We start from the raw sequence: 22,523 nt of genomic DNA on the forward strand, positions 1-22,523 counted from the left end.
CACCACATCAACGGAATGTAAAGACCCGGAAGCCGTCCAGGATCCTCGGCTAGGGTTGAGAGAGTGCGTGACGGCGACGTCGCGTGCATTCCACAGGAATCTTCATCGAGGAAAGCAGGCGATCGACTGTGTCGAGCCAGGTGACGGGCGTCGGTACTTCGAGCGAGGGCGAGTTCGGCGCGAACGAGTGGCTCGTAGACGAACTCTACGAACAGTTCAAAGTCGACAAGCACTCCGTAGACAAGGCCTGGTGGCCGATCCTGGAGGCGTACCACCCGGTCGTCGACGGATCCGCCGCGGCCGCTCCCCCGCCCTCCGAGCCCAAGCCGGTCACAGCCCCGATCCCGGTGGTCGGTCAGACTCCCGTCGCCCGCACGACCACCAAGCCCGCCAAGCCGCAGCCGATCCCGGCGCAGGCCCCGGCTCCGTCCCCCTCGGCGGGTTCCGAGAGCACCGAGGAAGACCGCGTCACGGTCCTGAAGGGGATGCCGAAGGCTCTGGCATCCAACATGGACGACTCGCTCACGGTCCCCACCGCGACGAGCGTGCGCACCATCCCCGCGAAGCTGATGATCGACAACCGCATCGTCATCAACAACCACATGTCGCGCACGCGCGGCGGCAAGGTGAGCTTCACGCACCTGATCGGGTGGGCGCTGATCCAGGCGCTCAAGGAGTTCCCGAGCCAGAACGTCTACTACGCCGAGATCGACGGCAAGCCCTCGGTCGTGGCCCCGGCGCACGTCAACCTCGGCATCGCGATCGACATGCCCAAGCCCGATGGCTCGCGCGCGCTGCTGGTGCCCAGCATCAAGCGCGCCGACACGCTGTCGTTCGGTGAGTTCCTCGCCTCCTACGAAGACCTCGTGCGCCGCGCGCGCACGAACAAGCTGACCCCCGCCGACTTCCAGGGCACCACGGTCTCGCTGACGAACCCCGGTGGCATCGGCACCGTGCACTCCGTCCCGCGCCTCATGCGCGGCCAGGGTGCCATCATCGGCGCCGGCGCGCTGGACTACCCCGCCGAGTTCCAGGGCGCGAGCGAGAAGACGCTCAACGAGCTCGCGATCGGCAAGACGATCACGCTCACCAGCACCTACGACCACCGCGTCATCCAGGGTGCCGGTTCGGGCGAGTTCCTGAAGAAGGTCCACGAGCTGCTCATCGGTCAGCGCGGCTTCTACGACGACATCTTCGCGGCGCTGCGCATCCCCTACGCGCCCATCCACTGGGCCGCCGACATCAGCGTCGACCTCTCCGAGCGCATCGACAAGAGCGCGCGCGTGCAGGAGCTCATCAACTCGTACCGTGTGCGCGGCCACCTCATGGCCGACATCGACCCCCTCGAGTACGTCCAGCGCACCCATCCCGACCTCGAGATCGAGTCGCACGGTCTGACGTTCTGGGACCTCGACCGCGAGTTCGTCACCGGGGGTCTGGGCGGCCGCCGCACGGCGAAGCTCCGCGACATCCTCGGCGTGCTGCGCGACTCGTACTGCCGCACGATCGGCGTCGAGTACATGCACATCCAGGACCCGGCTCAGCGGGCCTGGTTCCAGCGCAACGTCGAGGTGAAGTACACCAAGCCCGGCCACGACGAGCAGCTGCGCATCCTGTCGAAGCTGAACCAGGCTGAGGCCTTCGAGACGTTCCTGCAGACCAAGTACGTCGGGCAGAAGCGCTTCAGCCTCGAGGGCGGCGAGTCGCTCATCCCGCTGCTCGACCAGATCCTCCAGGGCGCGGCGTCCAGCGGTCTCGACGGAGCCGCGATCGGCATGGCCCACCGTGGCCGCTTGAACGTGCTGACCAACATCGGCGGCAAGACCTACGGCCAGGTCTTCCGCGAGTTCGAGGGCGCGGTCGCCATCGGCAGCAAGCGGGGCTCGGGAGACGTGAAGTACCACCTCGGCACCGAGGGCACCTTCGTGGGCGACGCGGGCGACGAGCTCCCCGTCTACCTCGCCGCGAACCCCTCGCACCTCGAGACCGTCGACGGCGTCCTCGAGGGCATCGTCCGCGCCAAGCAGGATCGCAAGCCCATCGGCACCTTCTCGTGGCTGCCCATCCTCGTGCACGGCGACGCCGCGTTCGCGGGTCAGGGCGTCGTCGTCGAGACGCTGCAGATGTCGCAGCTGCGCGGGTACCGCACGGGCGGCACGATCCACGTCGTGGTCAACAACCAGGTCGGCTTCACCACCACCCCGACCGATGCGCGCACCTCGGTGTACGCCACCGACGTCGCCAAGACCATCCAGGCACCCGTCCTGCACGTGAACGGCGACGACCCGGAGGCCGTCGTGCGTGCCGCGGAGCTGGCGTTCATGTACCGCGAGGAGTTCCACCGCGACGTCGTGATCGATCTGGTCTGCTACCGGCGCCGCGGTCACAACGAGGGCGACGACCCCTCGATGACGCAGCCGCTCATGACGAACCTCATCGAGGCGAAGCGCTCCGTGCGCCGTCTGTACACCGAGTCGCTCGTCGGCCGCGGTGACATCACCGAAGACGAGTACGAGCAGGCCAAGCAGGACTTCCAGAACCGTCTCGAGGTCGCGTTCGCCGACACGCACGCGGCCGAGACCGGCACCAACCCGGTGATCTCGACCGAGGCCGCCGACGAGGTCCCCACGGGCGCGCCCGAGACCACCGGCGTCTCGCGTGAGGTGGTGCACCACATCGGCGACGCGTTCGTGAACAAGCCCGACGGCTTCACGGTGCACAACAAGCTGCAGCAGTTGCTGGAAAAGCGCTTCGACATGAGCCGCAACGGCGGCATCGACTGGGCCTTCGGCGAACTCCTCGCCTTCGGCTCGGTGCTCATGGAGGGCACCCCGGTGCGTCTCGCCGGGCAGGACTCGCGCCGCGGCACGTTCGTGCAGCGCCATTCGGTCCTGCACGATCGTGCGAACGGTCAGGAGTGGCTGCCGCTGGCGAACCTCAGCGAGAACCAGGGCCGCTTCTGGGTCTACGACTCTCTGCTGAGCGAGTACGCCGCGATGGCCTTCGAGTACGGCTACTCGGTCGAGCGCTCCGACGCGCTCGTGCTGTGGGAGGCGCAGTTCGGCGACTTCGCCAACGGCGCCCAGTCGGTCATCGACGAGTTCATCTCGTCGGCCGACCAGAAGTGGGCGCAGCAGTCGAGCGTCGTCCTGCTGCTCCCCCACGGGTACGAGGGCCAGGGGCCCGACCACTCGTCGGCTCGCATCGAGCGCTACCTGCAGATGTGCGCGCAGGACAACATGATCGTCGCGCGCCCCTCCACCCCGGCGTCGTACTTCCACCTGCTGCGCCGCCAGGCGTACCAGCGCCCGCGTCGGCCTCTCATCGTGTTCACCCCGAAGGCGATGCTGCGTCTGCGCGGGGCGACGAGCCCCGTCGAGGACTTCCTCGAGGGCAAGTTCGAGCCGGTGCTCGCCGACGACCGCGGCCTCGACGCCAACGCCGTCACGCGCGTGCTGCTGCACGCCGGCAAGATCCACTGGGACCTGCGCGCCGAGCTCGACAAGAACCCGAACCCGGCCATCGCGCTCGTGCGCCTGGAGCAGTACTACCCCGCTCCGATCGACGAGCTCAACCGGGTGCTGGCGCAGTACCCCAACGCCGAGCTCGTCTGGGTGCAGGACGAGCCCGAGAACCAGGGGGCGTGGCCGTTCATCGCTCTCGAGGTCGACGACAAGCTGGGGCGTCCCATCCGCGTGATCTCGCGCGCGGCCGCCGCGTCGACCGCGACGGGTTCACCCAAGGTGCACGCGAACGAGCACGCCGAGATCATGAAGGCGGCGCTCGCGCGCTGACGCTTCGCCGACAAGGCCCGGTCGATGTCGTTGACCGGGCCTTGTCGCGTCTGCACCCTCCGCGCGCGCCCTCCCGTGTCCCTGTCCGCTCCGCGCGGGCGACGCGCTCGGGCGGCCACCGTCCGATGACGGAGGCCCTGTGTGCGCGATCACCCTGCGATCCGCGCCTCCCGTCCCTGTCGACGACTCACGTCGCGACGCGACGCTGCACGCGCGCGGGCCCCGGCGGAGAGTCAGGAGGCGGGAGGAGACAGACCGAGGGCCGGGGCCAGCACCGGCAGGGAGTACGCCAGGCTCGCGTCCAGCGCCTCCCCCGTGTGCCCGGCGCCCTGGACGACGTACGTCACCACGGTGAATCCGGCCGCCTGCGCGGCCTCCGAGTTCGCCTTCTGCCCGGGCCCGTACGTGGTGTCCTCGCTCCCCCAGGTGAAGATGGCCATGTGCCCGGCGTACGTCCCGGAAGACGCGGCAGCCATGATCACCGAGGGTTTGGTCGCCTCGAACGCGTTCCCATCGCCGCCGAACACATCCGACACCGTCTGGGGGACGTGCTCGGATCCGGGGAACTCGTTGCCCATGATGTCGAGCATCTGCCCCCACACCTCGGGGTGCTTCGCGCCGTAGACGGCGGCACACGAGCCACCGTTGGAGAATCCGCCGATCGTCCAGTACCGGTGGTCTTTGACGATGTTCAAGTGGGACTCGGCCCACTGCGGCACGAGTGAGTTGATGTAGGTCGACACGGCACCGAACTTCGCGGAGTCGACGCACCCCGGGTCGCGGTCGGGGGCGCCGAGCTGGTCGACGACCACCGCGATCGGGGCGAGACCACGGTTCTTCGCGGCGAATGCGTCCAGCGCCTTCGCGAGGTTGGTGGGGTCGGGCGATCCGGGCTGTCCCATCATGAACACCAGCAGCGGCAGCGCGGGCGGGTTGGCCACCTGAGCGGCGGGCGGAAGGTACAGGGACGCATCTCGGGCGGCGAACTGCCCGGTGGGGATCTTGGCGTTGCCCGACAGCGCGCTCACCGACCCCTGTGCGGGCATGTCCGCCGGGGGTTCCCACGTCTGGTACAGCGTGGCCGGGTCTCCCCCGGTCGTCGTCTGCGCCGGCAGCGAGGCCGGGTCGAGAGCCTGCACGCCGAGGATCGCGGCGAGGTTGTGCGTGACACCATAGGAGGCGTTGACCCCGAGCGCCGCCGTGAGCAGTCCGGCGAGGACCGTCACGATCCCCACCACGCGTCGTCCCCAGGGGCGTCGGCAGATCCCGACGATGCCGATGGCGACGGCCACGATGCCGCCGGTGGCCCAGGTGGCCGCGTGCACCGGCAGCGGCCCCTGGAACGTCCCCATCCCCTCGAGCACGTGGGCGACGACGTACATCACGACACCGGCTGCGGCGGCGATGAGGAGGGTACGGACGACGCGGCGCGGTGCCCAGACGACGACAGCGACGGCCCCGAGGCCGGCGACGATGGCGCAGATGGTCAGCAGCGGGGTGTCGATCAGCTCGAACGACAGCACGAAACGGTTCACCGGCGCCCCTCCCATGCGGTTCTCGCCAGAGCGAGAATCTCACGCCGCGACGCATCGGGAAGGTAGGCGCGGCCGACCGCAGCACCGATCGCGGGCAGCTGCAGCGGGTCGCGGTACGCGAGCGAGAGCTGGCGGTAGCGGGGACGGAACTTGCCTTTGAAGCGGAAGAGCGACGCGAAGCCGTACGCCGGTTCGAGCACTTCGGCGAGCCAGCGCAGCAGCGCCCGCAAGGGCGCAGGATCGCCGTCGGCGGGCTCGTCGGGGTCGTCCGCGAGAGGCGCGCCCGACAGGCTGAGCACCGTCGCACCCTCGGACTGCAACTGCAGAGCCGCCTTCGCGATGAGGAACTCCATCATGCCGTTGGGCCCGTCGGTGCGGCGCCGCATGAAGTCGAGCGTCCATCCCGTCAGTTCCCCGTCGGTCCAGGTCGGCATCCAGCTCGTGACCGCCTCGATGCGGTCGTCGGGTCCGACGGCGAGGAGGAGGCGGACGTCGCGGTCGCGCAGCTCGTCGATCGAGCCCAGGGTGAAACCCATCTCGGGGAGCGCACGATCCGCGACCCATTCCTCGTCGATCGCCGCGACCTGCGACGCCTGCGACACCGTCAACTCGTGCCAGCGCGTCCAGACCGCGGTGTGGCCCTCGCGCTCCGCGCGGGTGAGCGGCTGACGCACCTTCTGCCACGTCTTGCCGGCGAACGTGAGTCCGGGCAGGTCCATCACCGTCTCGACCCCGACGGGGATCTGCCGCCAGCCGAGCTCGGCGAGGTCGGCCGCGGTGTCGGCATGGATGCTGTAGAACGCCGGAATCCACCCGTGCTCGACGCAGAAGTCGGTGAACGCGCGCAGAGCTTCGGGACGCCCGCCCGGTGGTGTCAGCGGATCGGCGACGGCCAGGGCCACGTCGCCGATGAGGCGGTACGCCACCGCGCTCTCCTTGTCCGACGACGACCAGTGCCGGTTGCCTTCCCACGTGCCCAGGAAGCCGAGGGTGTCGCCTCCGCGCCGTAGCAAGGTGCGGTAGAGCGTGTCGTCATCGGCATCCGGTCGCTGAACTCGGCGGTACAGCCACAGGATCGCCGCGATCACGATCGCCCAGAAGAGCACGCCCACCCACTGGTACGCGAAGAGGGCCGGACCGTGGTGCGGGAACGACGAGGCCCCGGGGTGGGTGTAACCGGGCGGGAGGAACCTCCGCAGCGTGATGCCCAGAAGGTCGAGAACCGAGAAGTCGCGATCGAACGAGCGGCGTCCGATCTCCTCGATGACGAAGAACGCCGTTCCGCACGCCACGAACGCCACGCCCGTGAGGAGGGCCACCGTCCGCGCGGCGCGCCGCGTGGCCCGCACGGGGAACCGGCGCCGCGCGACGACGAGCGCCGCCGCCAGCACGAGCGGGATGACGACGGATGCCAGAGCCCACAGCACGTACTCCGTGCCACTGCCGTCGACCCAGGGGTCGATGCGCAGACGGCCGTCCCACAGCGAGATGACGGGCATGAGCGCGGATGCCACGAGCGTGAGCACCGCGAGCACGAGCGCCGCGCGGCGCCCCTGCCGCAGACCCCATGCCGCGACCAGCATGAGCACGAGGGGGACGATCGCCAGCAGCGCCGGGCCCAATCCCCGCGTCATCAGCAGGGCGATCTGTTCGTCGCAGACCGACTCCGCGACCTTGCCGCATCGCGCGAGCAGCTCGTCGTCGTACTGGGTGTACGCGTCGACCACGAGCGAGAGCGGTCCGCGCCCGCCGCCGCTCACCAGGGCGACGAGCGGCCCGCTGCCGACGACCGCCACCATCAGCGCGAGGAGCGTGCGGGTCTCGCGCGTCGAGCTGCGGTGCCACGATCGGCGCTCGATGCCGCGCGCCAGCCCCGCGCCCACGACGAGGCCGATGGTCGCGGTGATGAGGCGGTACCAGGAGTCGGCGTCACCGGCGTACAGGGCGAACAGCGACAGCAGGGCGAAGCCGACCAGCCGCAGACGACGGCGCCACAGGGTCAGGGCGAACGCGCTCGCGACCATCACCACACCCGCCAGGGGGGTCGTGGGATCGAGCACCGGCACTTCGGCGGCGACGATGGGGCGCAGGTCGGTCACCGACCACACCACGGTGTGCATCCCGATCCCCGCGAGGAGTCCGACGATCCCGATGACGAGGTACAGGATGCCGGTGCGCCGGGATCCGAGGAGTCGTTCTGCGGCGGCGAGCACCGTCAGGGCGAGCACCACCGAGGTGATCGCATCCACGGGAGAGTCGGGGATGAACAGGGCCGTGACGATCGTCCACCAACGCCCGGACGCGAACGTCGCCAACGGGCCCGCACCCCAGACGAGAGCGTCCTCGCCCCAGAGCGACCCCGTCGCCGCGGCCGCGGCGGTGATGAGGATCGCGATGCACACGGCCACCGGGTTCGCGCGGACATACCGGTTCAGCGCAGCCGCGACGGCGCGCGGGCGCGCGCGCAGACGCGCGAGGCCGCGTGGGGCGGTGGGGGGTGGGGCGTCGGACATCGGGGAGGAGGCTACGGGGTGACCCTATGAGAAACGGGTCAGTACCAGATGTCCAGTAGCGGAGTCGTCTCGGGCACGAAGGCGCGGTCGACGGCCGCGAGGCTCTCAGTCGACCCCCGGACCAGTCCGGCCGCGGCGAGCTCGCTCGCGCGCACGCCGCCGAGCAGGATCGATCCCAGGGCGTTGACCGACATCTCCAGGTCGGCGGCGCGGTCCGCGGTGGCCGTCTCGACGACCGCTTCGCCGCTCTCGTCGACGCGCACGCTCCACGCCCCCTCGGCGAACCCGAGGGGGTCGTCGACCTGCACCACGACGTCGAGCGCGTGCGTGTAGCGCCGAGACGTCAACGCCCCCGGCACATCGAGCACGCGCAGCCAGTGATGGTCGGTGAGAGTGGCGGTCACCGCGCGGCGGTCGCTGACCATCCACTGGACCGGAGGGACGGTCGGCTGCAGCGACGCGGTGACCTTGCCCACGAGGTCGTGCTCGATGGCGAAGCGCCAGAGGGCGGCGGCGGCCTCATCGCCGTCGGCGAAAAGCGCTCGCACGTTCAGCTCGTGCGCGGAGTAGTCGTCGTGGGGCCCGGAATCCAGCGTGTAGACCAGGATGCCGCGCTCCTCACCGTCGACATCGCGATACGACACCGCCCGGACCTTCTTCGCGTCCTTCTCATCCGGGGTGAGCCCGGCGACGCCGCGCCAGCGCCCTTCCCACCCGGGGACGGAGCCCGGGCGCCGCACCCGTACGCGCTCGTGGACGCCGCGGAGACGCTCCGGCAGGCTCTCGCGGGAGACGAAGTCGAGTCGGCCGGGGGCCACGGGACCGCTCCACCGCGCGCGCCGCGTGTCGATCACGACGTCCGACGCCCACGCCGCCGGGGAGAAGCCCCAGCGGCCGTAGATGGTGGCCTCGGTCACCGTGAGGCCGGCCAACGGGAAGCCCGCGGCCGCGGCGGTCCGCAGTTCGCCGGTGAGCATGGCCCGGGCGATCCCGCGGCGGCGGTGCGTGGGAGACACCGTCACGGCGCTGATCGACCACAACGGGACCGTGCGCCCCGGAGAGACGGTCAGCTCGGTCGCCCACGAATCGACCGTGGCCACCGGGGTGCCGGGGGCCACGGCGTCGCGGTCGAAGACACCGGTCAGGCGCCGCGGCGTCAGCGCCCGGCGAGCGCTCTCGATCTCGTCCGCCGAGGGGTCCTCGCCGAGGAACCCTCGAACGACCGCACGGAGGAACGGCTCGAACGCCGCGTCGTCTGCGGAGACCGCGACGTAGTCGAGGCCCGAGGCCTGCAGGTCGGCGGCGGAGGTGGCATCCAGGGGAAGAGAGCGCGTATCGGACATGACCATGCCCCCAGCCTACGGACCGGCGGTGAACCGCGGGGGAAAGGTCCGGGCGCCCGTCGGCGCCCGCCCGGGTCAGTGGACGGCTTGGACCGAACGCAGGCGCGCGAGCACCTGGTCGCGCAGTTCTTCGGGAGCGGTCTCCTTGCACGCGCGCGCCACCACCTCGGTCAGCGTCCGCGCCACGAGCGCCTCGTCCTGACACTCGGGGCAGTTCTCGAGGTGCTCCCGAATGTCATGGTGCTGGGTCTTGCAGACCTCGTTCCGGAGGTACTCCTCCAAGTCGCGCCGTGCCTGGTCGCAGCCGCAGTCGCTCATTTCTTCTCTCCCGTCGCGGCCTGGAAGCCGCGTTCCTTGGCGTAGTCCGACAGCAGATCGCGCAGCAGTCGCCGGCCGCGGTGCAGACGACTCATCACGGTCCCGATCGGCGTCTTCATGATGTCGGCGATCTCTTGGTAGGCGAAGCCCTCCACGTCGGCGAGGTACACCGCCAGACGGAAGTCTTCGGGGATCGACTGCAGCGCGTCCTTCACCACCGACGCGGGCATGTGGTCGATGGCCTCGGCCTCCGCCGAGCGGGCGCTGGTCGCCGTCGTCGACTCCGCGCCGCCGAGCTGCCAGTCCTCGAGGTCGTCGATGGCGCTCTGGTACGGCTCGCGCTGCTTCTTGCGATACGTGTTGATGTACGTGTTCGTGAGGATGCGGTACAGCCACGCCTTCAGGTTCGTGCCCTGGGTGAACGTCGCCCACGAGCCGTAAGCCTTCACGAACGTCTCTTGCACCAGATCGGCGGCGTCCGCCGGGTTGCGCGTCATGCGCATGGCCGCCGCGTACAGCTGGTCCATGAAGGGCAGGGCCTGCTCTTCGAACTGTGCGCGGGGCTCCGCCACCGGCGGGAGGGTCTCTGCCGTGTCGTCCATTGCACGCCAGTCTACGTCCGGCGTGTCGCCGACGATCAGGAGTGCCTGTCCGACGCCGGAGCGCTCGAGAAGTGCGGTCACGTGTCGTCCCCTTTCAGTAGGCTTAGAACCGATGACTGGTCTCGGGTATTCCCCCTCTTCCGCCACTCCCCGTGGGCGGTGGGACGCGCCCGTCGCCGAGGGTGCCGTCGAGGCGACGGTCACGGTCCCCGGCTCCAAGTCGCTCACCAACCGCGAACTCGTGCTCGCCGCGATCGCCGACGGCCCAGGCATGCTCCACGCTCCGCTGCACTCGGACGATTCGGTGCGCATGGTCGAGTCCCTGCGCACGCTGGGCGTGGGAATCGAAGAGATCCCCGCCGACTCCCCGTTCGGTCCCGACCTCCTCGTGACGCCCCCGGCATCGTTCCAGGGCGGTGTGACGGTCGACTGCGGGCAAGCCGGCACCGTCATGCGCTTCGTCGCACCGCTCGCCGGGTTCGCGCGCGGCGATGTCGCGATCACGGCCCATGAGAGCGCCCTGCACCGCCCCATGGGAGCCATGATCTCCGCGTTGCGCGACGTCGGCGTCGACATCGACGACGGTGGGCATTGGGCCCTGCCGTTCACGGTGCGCGGCCACGGTCACGTCCGCGGCGGCGAGGTCGACATCGACGCGAGCCAGTCGAGCCAGTTCGTCTCCGGGCTCCTGCTCGCTGCCCCGCGCTTCGACGTCGGTCTGCACCTGCGCCACGTCGGTTCGCGTCTGCCCAGCGTGCCGCACATCGACATGACCGTCGAAGCGATGGCGCACCGCGGCATCCACGTCGAGCGTCCTGCGGTCGGCGAATGGATCGTGCCCGCCGGGCCGCTGCGCGCGAAAGACGTGGCGATCGAGCCCGACCTCTCCAACGCTGCACCCTTCCTGGCCGCGGCGATGGTGACCGGCGGATCGGTGACCGTCACCGGGTGGCCGCTGCACAGCACTCAGCCCGGCGCACTCCTGGTCGACATCCTCGCCGAGATGGGAGCCCGCGTCACCCGCCGCGGCGGCGCCCTCACGGTCGCCGCCGGCGAGCGCATCGTGGGCCTCGAACTCGATCTGTCGGCGGCGGGCGAGCTCGCGCCGACCCTGTTCGGTCTCGCGGCCTTCGCCGACGGGCCGACGACGCTGCACGGCATCGGCCACATCCGCGGCCACGAGACCGATCGCATCGCCGCCCTCGTCGGTAACCTGCGCTCGCTCGGCGGAGAGGCGCACGAGCTGGACGACGGCATCCGGATCGTCCCACAGCCCCTGCGCGGCGGCGAGTGGAAAGCGCATCACGACCACCGCCTCGCGACCACGGGCGCGCTGATCGGACTCCGTGTCCCCGGGGTCGAGGTCGACGACATCGGCACGACGGCCAAGACCCTCCCCCAGTTCGCCGGTCTGTGGCGCACGATGCTGGGCCTCGACGAGGCGCCGGATGCCACGCGCTGACGCCGGGGCCCGCGCATGAGCTGGCTCGACGACGGTGACGACGACGACCTCGAGTACGACGAGTCGTCGATCCGGGTCCGCCCGAATCCCAAGGCGAACCGCCCGCGCACCAAGCGGCGGCCCGCGCACGCCGACGCACGGATCGCCCGTGTGCTGGGGGTGGACCGCGGCCGCTACACGGTGCTCCTCGACGAGGACGAGCCGACCGAACGCCGCATCCTCGCCACCCGCGCCCGCGAACTGCGCAAGCAGCCGATCGTCAACGGAGACCGGGCTCGCGTCGTCGGCGACCTCTCGGGGGACGAGGGGACGCTGGCCCGCATCGTCGGGATCGAGGAGCGCACGTCGCTGCTGCGGCGCAGTGCCGACGACACCGATCAGGTCGAGCGCGTGATCGTGGCGAACGCCGACCAGATGCTCATCGTGGTCGCCGCGGCCGACCCCGAGCCGCGCGAGCGGCTCGTCGACCGCTACCTCGTCGCGGCGCTGGATGCCGGCATCCGTCCTCTTCTCGTGGTGACGAAGACCGATCTCGCCGACCCCACCGAGTTCCTCGCGCATTTCGACGGGATCGACCTGCGCGTGTTCACCAGCGCGCAGGGAGCCATGCCGCTCGAAGAGATCGGCGAGGCGATCGCCGGACATTCGACGGTCTTCGTCGGGCACTCCGGGGTGGGGAAGTCGACGTTGGTCAACGCGCTCACCGGCTCGGAGCGCGCCATCGGGCACGTCAACGTCGTCACCGGCCGGGGACGCCACACCTCGTCGTCGGCGGTGTCGCTGCGCTACCGGGGCCCTGCGGGGTCAGGCTGGGTGATCGACACTCCGGGGGTACGCTCGTTCGGCCTCGGGCACGTCGACCCCGCCCACGTGCTCGGCGCCTTCACCGACCTCGCCGAGGCCGCAGAGGATTGCCCCCGCGGTTGCACCCACCTTCCGGACGCCCCCGACTGTGCGATCGCCGAAGCCGTGGCGTCCGGTCGCCTCGGTCCGGGTGCCGCCGCCCGTCTCGACTCGCTGCATCGCCTGCTGACCACGTTCCAGTCGATCGAGCGTTCTAGGCTGGAGGGGTGACGAACCTCGCGAAGGGCGACACCGCCCCTGACTTCACTCTGCTCGACCAAGATGAGCACCCCGTCTCGCTGAGCGACTTCCGCGGTCGCCGCGTGATCGTGTACTTCTACCCGGCGGCGCAGACCCCGGGATGCACCACGCAGGCCTGCGACTTCCGCGACAGCCTCGCCTCGCTCCAGGGCGCGGGATACACCGTGCTCGGCGTCTCGCGCGACGCGCCCGAGAAGCTGCGCGCCTTCCGCGACAGCGACGGCCTGACCTTCCCGCTGTTGAGCAACGCCGATCACGCGGTACACGAGGCCTACGGCGCGTGGGGCGAGAAGCAGAACTACGGCAAGACCGTGACCGGCGTGCTGCGCTCGACCTTCGTCATCGACGAAGAGGGCCGGATCGTCGAGGCGCAGTACAACGTCAAGGCCACCGGGCACGTCGCGCGCCTGCGCAAGGCCCTCGGTCTCGCCGCCTGACACCGCGAGACGGCCCCGCCCCGCGCTCCGCGGTGGCGGGGTCTTCCCGTTTGCGCGGTGCGCTGCACCTCGCAGCAGGGATGCGGTGACGCCGGTGAGCGGGCTGCGCGGCCGGGCAGTGGCGCGTCAGGTGTCGTCGCGATGTCGCGGCGCTGCGGCGCGCACGGCGAGCACGAGGAGCACGAGTCCGACGACGGCGGGGGCGGCGATCAGCAGCGCGACGGCGGGTGCGGCCCACTCCCCCGTGATCGCGCCGAGCGCGACCGACAGGATCAGCAATTGCGTCACGATCCCGCCCGAGCGTCCGGCCGACACGCCGCGCGCGGTCGCGACACCGAAAGCACCGACGATGGCAGCGCCGATCACCGTGAGCACGATCAGCGCGATGGAGCTGACGACCGAGTCGGTGTCACCGCCGATCAGTGCCACGACCTGCCAGCCGGCGAGGGCCAGGATGCCGATGGCCTCCAGGGCGAGAATGAGGGCGGCCGAGAGGCGAACAGGCATGGAAAAGGCCCTTCCTTCGGACACCTCCGCGCCGTTACGTTTTGGAAACCTGCCGGTTACCTCTTGATCGCGCGGAATCGCTATGGGAGCATGGAACAAGCCGTGTGCTCCCACAGCGAAGTGGGGCGAGCAATCGCTCGCGTTCCCACCAGGGTACCGGACCCGAATGCCGGTGCCGAATCGACCTATTTTCTGTTACAAGGAGCACCCCCTATGGATTGGCGCGACAAAGCAGCCTGCCTGACCGTCGACCCCGAGCTGTTCTTCCCCGTCGGTAACACCGGCCCCGCGGTGGACCAGATCGAGAAGGCCAAGTCGGTCTGCGCCCGCTGCACCGTCACCGAGGTCTGCCTGCAGTACGCCCTCGAGTCCGGCCAGGACTCGGGCGTCTGGGGTGGCCTGAGCGAAGACGAGCGTCGGGCGCTGAAGCGCCGCGCCGCCCGCGCGCGCCGCGCGTCCTGACCTCACGGCATCCGCCGTCCGACGAGACCCGTCCCTTCCGGGGCGGGTTTCGTCATTTCCGGAAGCGGCCGGTGAGGTATTTCCCCGGGAGAGCGGGGAATGCTTTTTCGGGAATGCGCTTTCCCCGATCAATGCACCGGTCGCACGGGATTCCGCCCGGAGAGCGGCACCCCGGGTGGAATCACCGGGGCCGAAACGCGGCTCAGACGGACGGGCCGCCGATGTAGCGCAGCGGGATCTCGATCGTGACCTCGGTGCCGCTGCCCATGAGGGTGTGCCAATCGATCGTCCCGCCGAGCTCGCCCTGGATGAGCGTGCGCACGATCTGCGTGCCGAGGCCGCGCCCGACCTGCCCCTCGGGGAGACCCACGCCGGTGTCACGGACACTGACCGCGAGCACCTCGTCGTTGCGCTCGGCCGCGATCTCGACATCGCCCTCTTGGCCGGCGAGCCCGTGTTCCACGGCGTTGGTCACCAGCTCCGTGAGCGCGAGGGCGAGCGGGGTGGCGAACTGGCTCGGCAACGTGCCGAACTGCCCCGTGGTGCGCGTGCGGGCACGCGTGTTGGGGGCCGCGGCCACCTCGGCGACGAGCTTCAGCACGCGCGCGAAGACGTCGTCGAAGTCCACGTTCTGCGCCAGGCCCTCCGACAGCGTGTCATGCACGACCGCGATGGCCGACACGCGCCGCATGGCCTGGGTCAGGGCATCGCGCGCCTCATCCGAGTGCGTCCGCCGCGCCTGGATGCGCAGCAGCGAGGCGACGGTCTGCAGGTTGTTCTTGACGCGGTGGTGGATCTCGCGGATCGTCGCGTCTTTGGTGATGAGCTCCTGCTCCTGGTGACGGATCTCGGTGACATCGCGACTCAGGACGATGGCGCCGATGCGGGTGCCACGATCGCGCAGCGGGATCGTGCGCAACGACACCTGCACGCCGCGCGCCTCCATGTCGGCGCGCCACGGCGCACGGCCGCTCACCACGACCGGGAGGGACTCGTCGACGTCCTGCCGCTTGGCGGGGAGGATCCGCGCGGTCACCTCGGCGAGCGACTCCCCCTCGAGCTCGTCGTCGAAGCCCATGCGGTTGAACGCCGACAGCGCGTTGGGGCTGGCGAACGTCGTGATGCCGTCGACGTCGAGGCGGATGAGTCCGTCGGAGGCACGCGGGGCCCCGCGCCGCGGCGCGGTGGGCGCCGCGAGGTCGGGAAACTCCGCCGAGGCGATCATGCCGAACAGGTCGTCTGCGCAGTCGTTGAACGTGATCTGCTGACGCGAGGGCGTGCGCGTCTCCCCGAGGTTCGTGTGACGGGTCAGCACGCCGACCGTCGTGACCGCGTGCCCCTCACGCGACAGTTCGCGCACGATGGGCACGGCCCGCACACGGGTCGGGGTCTCCTCGAACCAGTCGGGGGATGCCGAGTCGACGATGCGCCCGCTCTGGAACGCCTCGCGCACCTGCGTGCGCCACTGGGGGCGCACGCGATCGCCCACGATGTCGCGGTAGAAGAGCGTGGCCGCTCCCCCGGGTCGCGTGTGCGCGACCGCCACGAAGGAGTCGTCGGGGGTCGGCACCCAGATCACGATGTCGGCGAAGGCGAGGTCGGCGAGCAGTTGTCCGTCGCCGGCGAGTCGGTGCAGCCACTCGACATCGGCCTCGCTGGAGCGGCCCTGGGCGTAGACGAGTTCGCTGAGTGTCGACACCTCTCCACACTACGGGGCCGCGCTCTCTTCGGCTGCCCGACTGTCGTCCCCTCAGAGGCCGGCGTTCCGCAGGACGCACGGGAGGACTCACCCGTGGCTTTCCGCGACGGGCGTCTTGTGGGTGAAACCTCATCCCCGGCCGAACGGCCGACATAATGAGGGCGTGACCGACACGAGTTCACCCAACAACCGATTCATCGATCCGGACGTCGTCGCCGAACGGCTCGGAACGAGCCGGGACGAGGTGCTCTCGCTCATCGACCGCGGAGAGATCCGCGGCATCGAGATCGGCACGCCCCCGCGCCTGCGCGTGGACTCGGCGAGCGTCGCGGCGTACCTCGACGACCGCGCGGAGGTCGCTCGGCGCTCCGCACTGTGGCGCCAGTCGCAAGAAGCGAGCTTCCCCGAGCTCTGGGGCGAGGGTGACGTGCGTCACCCCGATTGAGGTATCTCCCCCGCACTCACCTTGCGCTGGTTGTCCACAATCTGCGTTCTTCACCCGCGGCGCGTCATTCGCCGTGTCCTACTGTCGAGCCACCACAACCTGCTCCGCACGCCCGACAACAAGGAGGGACGCATGCCCGCTCCGCTCTCGACCTTCGACTCGTCTCCGCCGCTGTCCGCGGTTCACGCGAGCGACTTCTTCGCCCCGCAGAAGACCTCGGCCACCCGTCTCCCCCGAGCGGATGTCTTCACCCGCAACATGGTGCGCGGTGTCTTCGAGGTCCTCGCCGGGGTTCGCGAGGTGGAGCAGCTGGCTCGATGGATGTCGGAAGAGGTCTATCGTTCACTGGTCGTTCGGGCGAGTCTCGCCAAACGAGCACGCAGCGCTCGGGGGATGCCCACCCCGCGTGACGTGCACGAGATCCGGAGCGTCCGTCTCTTCGCCCCCACCGACAGCGTCGTCGAGGCGACCGTCACCGCCGCGGGGCGCGCCCGCACACGCGCCGTCGCCCTCCGACTGGAAGGAATCGACGGTCGCTGGCGCGTCACGGCGCTCGCACTGCTGTAGCCGTCAGGGCCGCCACGAGGCGAGGAAGTTGCCCAACCGTTCGATCGCATCGCTGATCACTCGCGCCTCGGGCAGCGTCACGATGCGCACGTGATCGGTGGCCGGCCAGTTGAAGCCCGACCCCTGCACGAGCAGCACGTGTTCCGCCACCAGGAAATCGCGCACGAACTTCGCGTCGTCGGGGATCTCATACACCTCGGGATCGAACCGCGGGAACGCGTACAGCGCTCCCCGCGGCATCACGCACGACACGCCCGGAATCGCCTCGAGACCCTGCCACGCGGCATCCCGCTGTTCGTGCAGCCGGCCGGTCGGGGCGATCAGGGCATCGATCGACTGCACCCCCGACAGCGCCGCCTGCACCGCGAACTGCGCGGGGACGTTGGGGCACAGACGCGTGGATGCCAGCAGGTTGATGCCCTGCAGGAAGCCGGCGGCGTGGGCCTTCGGACCGGTGATCGCGAGCCACCCCGACCGATAGCCCGCCACGCGATACGTCTTGGACAGACCGTTGAAGGTCAGGCAGAGCAGATCGGGGGCGACCGTGGCCATCGGGATGTGGACCGCGTCGTCGAACAGGATGCGGTCGTAGATCTCATCGGCGAGGATCAGCAGCGAGTGCTCCCGGGCGATGTCGGCGATACCCTCCAGGACCTCGCGCGAGTAGACCGCGCCGGTGGGATTGTTCGGGTTGATGACGACGATCGCCTTGGTGCGCGGGGTCACCTTCGACCGGATGTCCTCGAGGTCGGGCTGCCACTCGCGCGACTCGTCGCACAGGTAGTGCACGGGGGTTCCGCCGCCCAGGCTCGTCATGGCCGTCCACAGCGGGTAGTCGGGTGCGGGGATGAGCACCTCGTCGCCCTCGTCGAGGAGCGCCTGCATCGTCATGGTGATCAGCTCGGACACCCCGTTACCGAGGTACACGTCGTCGGGGTCGAGGTGCGGGAACCCCGGCTCCTGCTCGTAGCGCGAGACCACTGCGCGCCGCGCGGACAGCACGCCACGGCTGTCGCTGTACCCGTGCGCGTTCGGCACCGCCGCGATCATGTCGCGCACGATCTGGTGGGGCGCCTCGAAACCAAAGATGGCCGGGTTGCCGGTGTTCAGCTTGAGGATCGCGTGACCCTCGGCCTCGAGTCGGTCGGCCTCGACGAGGGCCTCTCCACGGATCTCGTAGAGGACATCCTTCAGCTTCGACGACTGGTCGAGGGGGCGCAACGGGCTCATCGGTTCAGGATATCCCCGCATCCCGGCGGCCAATCGACAGCGGGTGGACTGCCCTCACGCACGGATGCGGCGCCCCGGCCGAAGCCGGAGTCGCCGCATCCGTGTCATACCGGCCGCGCCGATGCCGTGCCCCCGACGAGAGCGTCCGGGCACGGCATCCGTCGCCCTCTTACTTCTTCTTCCCGGCGGCGCGGCGGTCGGCGCGGTTGTTCGCGACAGGCTGCTCAGGGGCCTCCGTGCGCTGACCGAAGGCGCCGCGCGGACCGCTCGCGGCGGGAGCCTCGGCGGCGGGGGCGCTCGTGGCGGCCTGACGAAGACGGTTGGTCGCCGCCTGCTGGACCTGGCCGCGGTCGTTGCGCACCTCGACCTCGCCCGCGTCGTTCGCGGCGGAGTACTCCAGGCGCTGCCCCTCGACCGGGGCCGGGGCGAGGCCCTTGGCCTCGACCTGTGCGCTGTCTTCTCCCTCGACCTTTCGGACTTCGACTTCGAGGTTGTAGAGGAAGCCGACGGACTCCTCCTTGATCTGCCCCATCATCGACTGGAACATCTGGTAGCCCTCGCGCTGATACTCGATCAGCGGGTCGCGCTGGGCCATAGCCCGCAGGCCGATGCCGTCCTTGAGGTAGTCCATCTCGTACAGGTGCTCGCGCCACCGGCGGTCGAGCACCTGCAGCACCACACGACGCTCGAGCTCGCGCAGCGCCGGGGCGCCCAGCGTCTCCTCGCGGTTCTGGTAGGCGATGCGCGCATCCGAGATGATCTCGCGCTTGAGGCCTTCTGCCGTGATGCGCCCCTTGTTGCCCCCGGCCTCGGCGACGACCTCGTCGATCGTGACGCTCACGGGGTAGAGGGTCTTCAGCTCGGTCCACAGCGCGTCGAAGTCCCACGACTCGGTGTGACCCGAGCCGGTGTGGTCGTCGATCACCGCGGTGATCGCGTCTTCGATGAAGTGCTGGACGCGGTCGGCGATGTCGTCGCCCTGGAGCATGTGCCGACGGTCGGCGTAGATCGCCTCGCGCTGGCGATTGAGCACGTCGTCGTACTTCAGGACGTTCTTGCGCATCTCCGCGTTGCGCGCCTCGACCTGCGACTGGGCGCTCTTGATCGCGCGCGACACCAGGCCCGACTCGATCGCGACATCGTCGGGGAAGTTCGTGCGCGAGAGGATCGCTTCGGCTGCTCCCGACTGGAACAGGCGCATCAGGTCGTCGGTGAGCGACAGATAGAAACGGCTCTCGCCGGGGTCGCCCTGACGTCCCGAACGACCACGCAGCTGATTGTCGATGCGACGCGACTCGTGGCGCTCCGTCCCGAGCACGTACAGGCCACCTGCCTCGACGACCTTGGCGGCCTCTTCGGCGACGGTGTCGCGGACGCCCTGATACACGCCGTCCCACTCGGCCTCGTAAGCCTCGGGGGTCTCGACCGGGTCGAGGTTCTTCGCCTTCATCTCCTGCACGGCGAGGAACTCGGCGTTACCGCCCAGCATGATGTCGGTTCCGCGGCCGGCCATGTTGGTGGCGACGGTGACGGCGCCCAGGCGCCCCGCGCGAGCGACGATCTCGGCTTCACGCGCGTGGTTCTTGGCGTTGAGCACCTCGTGCTTCACGCCCTTCTTGGCCAGCAGGCGCGAGAGGTACTCGCTCTTCTCCACGCTCGTGGTGCCCACCAGGACCGGCTGTCCCTTGGCGTGACGCTCGACGATGTCTTCGACCACCTGGGCGAACTTCGCCGTCTCGTTCTTGTAGACGAGGTCGGACTGGTCCTTGCGGACCATCGGCTTGTTGGTGGGGATGGGAACGACGCCGAGCTTGTAGGTCGACATGAACTCGGCCGCCTCGGTCTCGGCGGTACCCGTCATGCCGGCGAGCTTGTCGTACAGGCGGAAGTAGTTCTGCAGGGTGACCGTGGCCAGAGTCTGGTTCTCGGCCTTGACGGGAACGTTCTCCTTCGCCTCGATCGCCTGGTGGATGCCCTCGTTGTACCGACGACCGACGAGGATACGGCCGGTGTGCTCGTCGACGATCATCACTTCGTCGTTCATGACGACGTAATCGGTGTCGCGATTGAAGAGTGCGATCGCCTTGATGGAGTTGTTCAGGAACGAGATGAGCGGGGTGTTGGCCGACTCATAGAGGTTGTCGATGCCGAGGTAGTCCTCGACCTTCTCGATGCCGGGCTCGAGCACGCCGATCGTGCGCTTCTTCTCGTCGACCTCGTAGTCCACACCCGCCTCGAGGGTGCGCGCGAGCTTGGCGAACTCCGCGAACCAGCGGTTGGCCTCGCCGGACGCCGGACCCGAGATGATCAGGGGCGTACGCGCCTCGTCGATGAGGATCGAGTCCACCTCGTCGACGATCGCGAAGAAGTGGCCGCGCTGAACGAGGTCTTCCTTACGCCACGCCATGTTGTCGCGCAGGTAGTCGAAGCCGAACTCGTTGTTCGTGCCGTAGGTGATGTCGGCCTCGTACTGCTGGCGACGCACCTCGGGGGTCTGCCCCGAGACGACGGTGCCGGTCGTCATGCCGAGGGCGCGGTAGACGCGGCCCATCAGCTCCGACTGGTAGCTCGCGAGGAAGTCGTTGACGGTGATGACGTGGACGCCCTCGCCCGCGATCGCGTTCAGGTAGGCCGGGAGGGCGGCGGTCAGGGTCTTGCCCTCACCGGTCTTCATCTCGGCGATGTTGCCGAGGTGCAGCGCCGCGCCACCCATGATCTGCACGTCGTACGGGCGCTGCCCGAGCGTGCGCTTGGCGGCCTCGCGCACGGCGGCGAAGGCCTCCGGCATCAGCTGGTCCAGCGTCTCGCCCGCGCCGAACCGCGCGCGCAACTCGGCGGTCTCGTTGCGCAGTTCCTCGTCGGTGAGGTGTTCGTAGTCCTCTTCGAGCGCACCGGTCGCCTTGACGACGCCCTGCAAACGGCGCAGGATGCGTCCCTCGCCGGCACGCAGCAGTTTCTCGAGCGGATTGGCCACGAAGGATCTCCATCTGTCGGGTGCGACGCCCGTACGGACGCCGGCCTGCGAACAGGCATACACCGCCATGTTATCCGTGTTACCCGTTCGTGACCTGCGAGCCGGCCTGAAGATCACGACGCCTCTCGCGCCCGTAGCGAACACTCGGCTTCGGTAACCGTCACCCGGCCTAGGATCGTGCCATGGCCGGTTTCTGGGGCAGAAGGAAGCGCGAAGAACAGGATGCCGCGGACGCCGATCTGGCGCGACGGGCAGAGCTGGCGATCGTGGCGGCGGACGAGCGCGTGCGACTCACCTCTGATGAGCTCGATTTCGCCCGCGCGGAGTTGGGCGACAAGGCCACGGAAGACCTCGCCGCCGCTCTGGACTCGGTGAAGACGCATCTCGCCGAGGCCTTCCAACTGCACCAGCTCAATCACGACGAGATCCCCGATACGTCGGAAGAGCTGCGCACCCGCAACGCGCGCATCATCCAGCTGTCGAAGTGGGCGGAAGATCTGCTCGAAGAGCGCACCCTCGTCCTCCAGCCCAAGATCGACGCCGTGCGCCGCGCCCCGGAGATCCTGGCCCGGGTGCGCGCGGATCGCGAACGTCTCGCCGAGCGGGTGCCGCACGCCCGCGAGGTGGTCGAACGCCTCGCGCACCGGTACACCGACTCCGCTCTGGCACAGATCGGCGGCAACCCCGACGAGATCGATCAGCTCCTGGATTTCGCCGTGCACACGGCGGGCGTCTCCGAGCGCCGGCGCGAGGCGGGTCAACGCGAGCAGGCGTCCGTGGCCCTCGAGGCCGCCACCGAGGCCGTGCGTCGCGCCGAATCGCTGCTCGACGCGGTGGACACCTTCGAGATCGAAGCGCTCCGCGCCGAATCGACGCTCGCCGCCGTCATCGACGACTCGCGCGGCGACCTGGCCGAGGCCCGTCGGGGACCGCTCACCCCGAACGTGACCCGCGCGATGGCGGAGCTCGAGCGGGCCCTGGCGTCGCTGCCCCCCGCGGGATCGCGAACCGACCCGTTCGCCTCCCTCTCGACACTGCGCCAGGCCAACGCAGCTCTCGATGTGGCCCGCGAACGTGCGGCGCGCCCGGTTCCCTCCCAGGAGCAGGTCGATCACGCGATCGACGACGCCGACCGTCAGCTCGCCGTCGCCCGCGGGCTCATCACCGGACACCGCGGATGGATCGGCGCCGATGCGCGCACGCGCTTCGTCGAGGCCGAGCGCCTGCGCGCGGGTCTGCCCCTCGGCCCCGTCGCGGAGGATGACCGTGAGACGGCCCTCGCCACCGCACGCCGCACCGGCGCCCTCGCAGCGGAGGCGCTGCAGATCGCGCAGCGCGACATCGAGCAGTCCCGTCCCTCCGACTGGGGCGACGGCGGCTGGGGCGGCAACGGACGCGGCCGCGGTCAGGGTGGCATGGGTGGCGGCAACATGGTCGGCGGCATGCTCGGGGGCCTCGTGATCGGCTCGCTCCTCGGCGACATCTTCGACGGCTGAGCCGACCGGCGGAAACGCCGTCGCGCGGCGGACGC

17 protein-coding genes are annotated in these 22,523 nt (G+C 69.7%); 8 read left to right on the forward strand and 9 right to left on the reverse strand.

Annotated features, from left to right (window positions below; all coding sequences use genetic code 11):
- Positions 1-128: 128 nt before the first annotated feature.
- On the forward strand, positions 129-3,794 hold the full coding sequence (locus PIR02_00475) for a multifunctional oxoglutarate decarboxylase/oxoglutarate dehydrogenase thiamine pyrophosphate-binding subunit/dihydrolipoyllysine-residue succinyltransferase subunit (protein WZH39058.1): 3,666 nt from the start codon (positions 129-131) through the stop codon (positions 3,792-3,794).
- A gap of 233 nt (positions 3,795-4,027) precedes the next feature.
- On the opposite strand, the gene PIR02_00480 is transcribed toward PIR02_00475, so the two are convergent.
- From PIR02_00480 to PIR02_00500, 5 genes are all read right to left on the reverse strand, one after another.
- Positions 4,028-5,329 carry an alpha/beta hydrolase-fold protein gene (locus tag PIR02_00480; protein WZH37150.1) on the reverse strand — a complete coding sequence of 434 codons (1,302 nt, stop codon included), beginning with the start codon at positions 5,327-5,329 and terminating at the stop codon, positions 4,028-4,030.
- Positions 5,326-7,842, reverse strand: coding sequence for a phosphatidylglycerol lysyltransferase domain-containing protein (locus PIR02_00485; protein WZH37151.1), 2,517 nt, complete (start codon positions 7,840-7,842; stop codon positions 5,326-5,328). The genes PIR02_00480 and PIR02_00485 overlap by 4 nt, the downstream gene beginning before the upstream one ends.
- A 38-nt stretch (positions 7,843-7,880) precedes the next feature.
- A complete protein-coding gene (locus PIR02_00490; GenBank protein ID WZH37152.1) occupies positions 7,881-9,191 on the reverse strand; it encodes a GNAT family N-acetyltransferase in 1,311 nt (436 codons plus the stop codon).
- Between the two features lie 69 nt (positions 9,192-9,260).
- Positions 9,261-9,503, reverse strand: a complete 243-nt coding sequence (locus PIR02_00495; GenBank protein WZH37153.1) for a zf-HC2 domain-containing protein — start codon at positions 9,501-9,503, stop codon at positions 9,261-9,263.
- Complete coding sequence (locus tag PIR02_00500; protein WZH39059.1) at positions 9,500-10,105, reverse strand: sigma-70 family RNA polymerase sigma factor; 606 nt, start codon at positions 10,103-10,105, stop codon at positions 9,500-9,502. The genes PIR02_00495 and PIR02_00500 overlap by 4 nt, the downstream gene beginning before the upstream one ends.
- 112 nt (positions 10,106-10,217) lie before the next feature.
- Here PIR02_00500 and aroA point away from each other — a divergent pair, with 112 nt between their 5' ends.
- From aroA to bcp, 3 genes are read left to right on the forward strand one after another with little or no spacing between them, the layout of a single operon-like run.
- Positions 10,218-11,567 carry a 3-phosphoshikimate 1-carboxyvinyltransferase gene (gene aroA, locus PIR02_00505; GenBank protein WZH37154.1) on the forward strand — a complete coding sequence of 450 codons (1,350 nt, stop codon included), beginning with the start codon at positions 10,218-10,220 and terminating at the stop codon, positions 11,565-11,567.
- Between the two features lie 15 nt (positions 11,568-11,582).
- The gene (rsgA, locus tag PIR02_00510) at positions 11,583-12,641 is read left to right on the forward strand and encodes a ribosome small subunit-dependent GTPase A (protein WZH37155.1); all 1,059 of its coding nucleotides are present in this window, start codon (positions 11,583-11,585) and stop codon (positions 12,639-12,641) included.
- Complete coding sequence (gene bcp / locus PIR02_00515; GenBank protein ID WZH37156.1) at positions 12,638-13,108, forward strand: thioredoxin-dependent thiol peroxidase; 471 nt, start codon at positions 12,638-12,640, stop codon at positions 13,106-13,108. Before rsgA ends, bcp begins: the two co-directional genes overlap by 4 nt.
- A gap of 126 nt (positions 13,109-13,234) precedes the next feature.
- On the opposite strand, the gene PIR02_00520 is transcribed toward bcp, so the two are convergent.
- On the reverse strand, positions 13,235-13,615 hold the full coding sequence (locus tag PIR02_00520; GenBank protein WZH37157.1) for a histidine kinase: 381 nt from the start codon (positions 13,613-13,615) through the stop codon (positions 13,235-13,237).
- Positions 13,616-13,828: 213 nt separating this feature from the next.
- On the opposite strand from PIR02_00520, the gene PIR02_00525 reads away from it, so the two are divergent.
- Entirely contained in the window at positions 13,829-14,077 is a 249-nt protein-coding gene (locus PIR02_00525; GenBank protein WZH37158.1) for a WhiB family transcriptional regulator, read from the forward strand.
- Between the two features lie 202 nt (positions 14,078-14,279).
- On the opposite strand, the gene PIR02_00530 is transcribed toward PIR02_00525, so the two are convergent.
- Positions 14,280-15,776, reverse strand: a complete 1,497-nt coding sequence (locus PIR02_00530; GenBank protein WZH37159.1) for a histidine kinase N-terminal domain-containing protein — start codon at positions 15,774-15,776, stop codon at positions 14,280-14,282.
- Between the two features lie 163 nt (positions 15,777-15,939).
- Between PIR02_00530 and PIR02_00535 the strand changes: the two genes are divergently transcribed.
- Positions 15,940-16,221 carry a DNA-binding protein gene (locus tag PIR02_00535; protein ID WZH37160.1) on the forward strand — a complete coding sequence of 94 codons (282 nt, stop codon included), beginning with the start codon at positions 15,940-15,942 and terminating at the stop codon, positions 16,219-16,221.
- A gap of 132 nt (positions 16,222-16,353) precedes the next feature.
- Complete coding sequence (locus tag PIR02_00540) at positions 16,354-16,788, forward strand: Rv3235 family protein (protein ID WZH37161.1); 435 nt, start codon at positions 16,354-16,356, stop codon at positions 16,786-16,788.
- A 3-nt stretch (positions 16,789-16,791) separates the two neighbouring features.
- On the opposite strand, the gene PIR02_00545 is transcribed toward PIR02_00540, so the two are convergent.
- Both PIR02_00545 and secA read right to left on the reverse strand, forming a co-directional pair.
- Entirely contained in the window at positions 16,792-18,018 is a 1,227-nt protein-coding gene (locus PIR02_00545; GenBank protein ID WZH37162.1) for a pyridoxal phosphate-dependent aminotransferase, read from the reverse strand.
- A 169-nt stretch (positions 18,019-18,187) separates the two neighbouring features.
- On the reverse strand, positions 18,188-20,992 hold the full coding sequence (gene secA, locus PIR02_00550) for a preprotein translocase subunit SecA (protein WZH37163.1): 2,805 nt from the start codon (positions 20,990-20,992) through the stop codon (positions 18,188-18,190).
- Between the two features lie 182 nt (positions 20,993-21,174).
- Between secA and PIR02_00555 the strand changes: the two genes are divergently transcribed.
- Complete coding sequence (locus PIR02_00555; GenBank protein ID WZH37164.1) at positions 21,175-22,488, forward strand: hypothetical protein; 1,314 nt, start codon at positions 21,175-21,177, stop codon at positions 22,486-22,488.
- Positions 22,489-22,523 lie beyond the last annotated feature (35 nt).

The sequence above is a fragment of the Microbacterium enclense genome (assembly GCA_038182865.1).
Taxonomy (GTDB): Bacteria; Actinomycetota; Actinomycetes; order Actinomycetales; family Microbacteriaceae; genus Microbacterium; species Microbacterium enclense_B.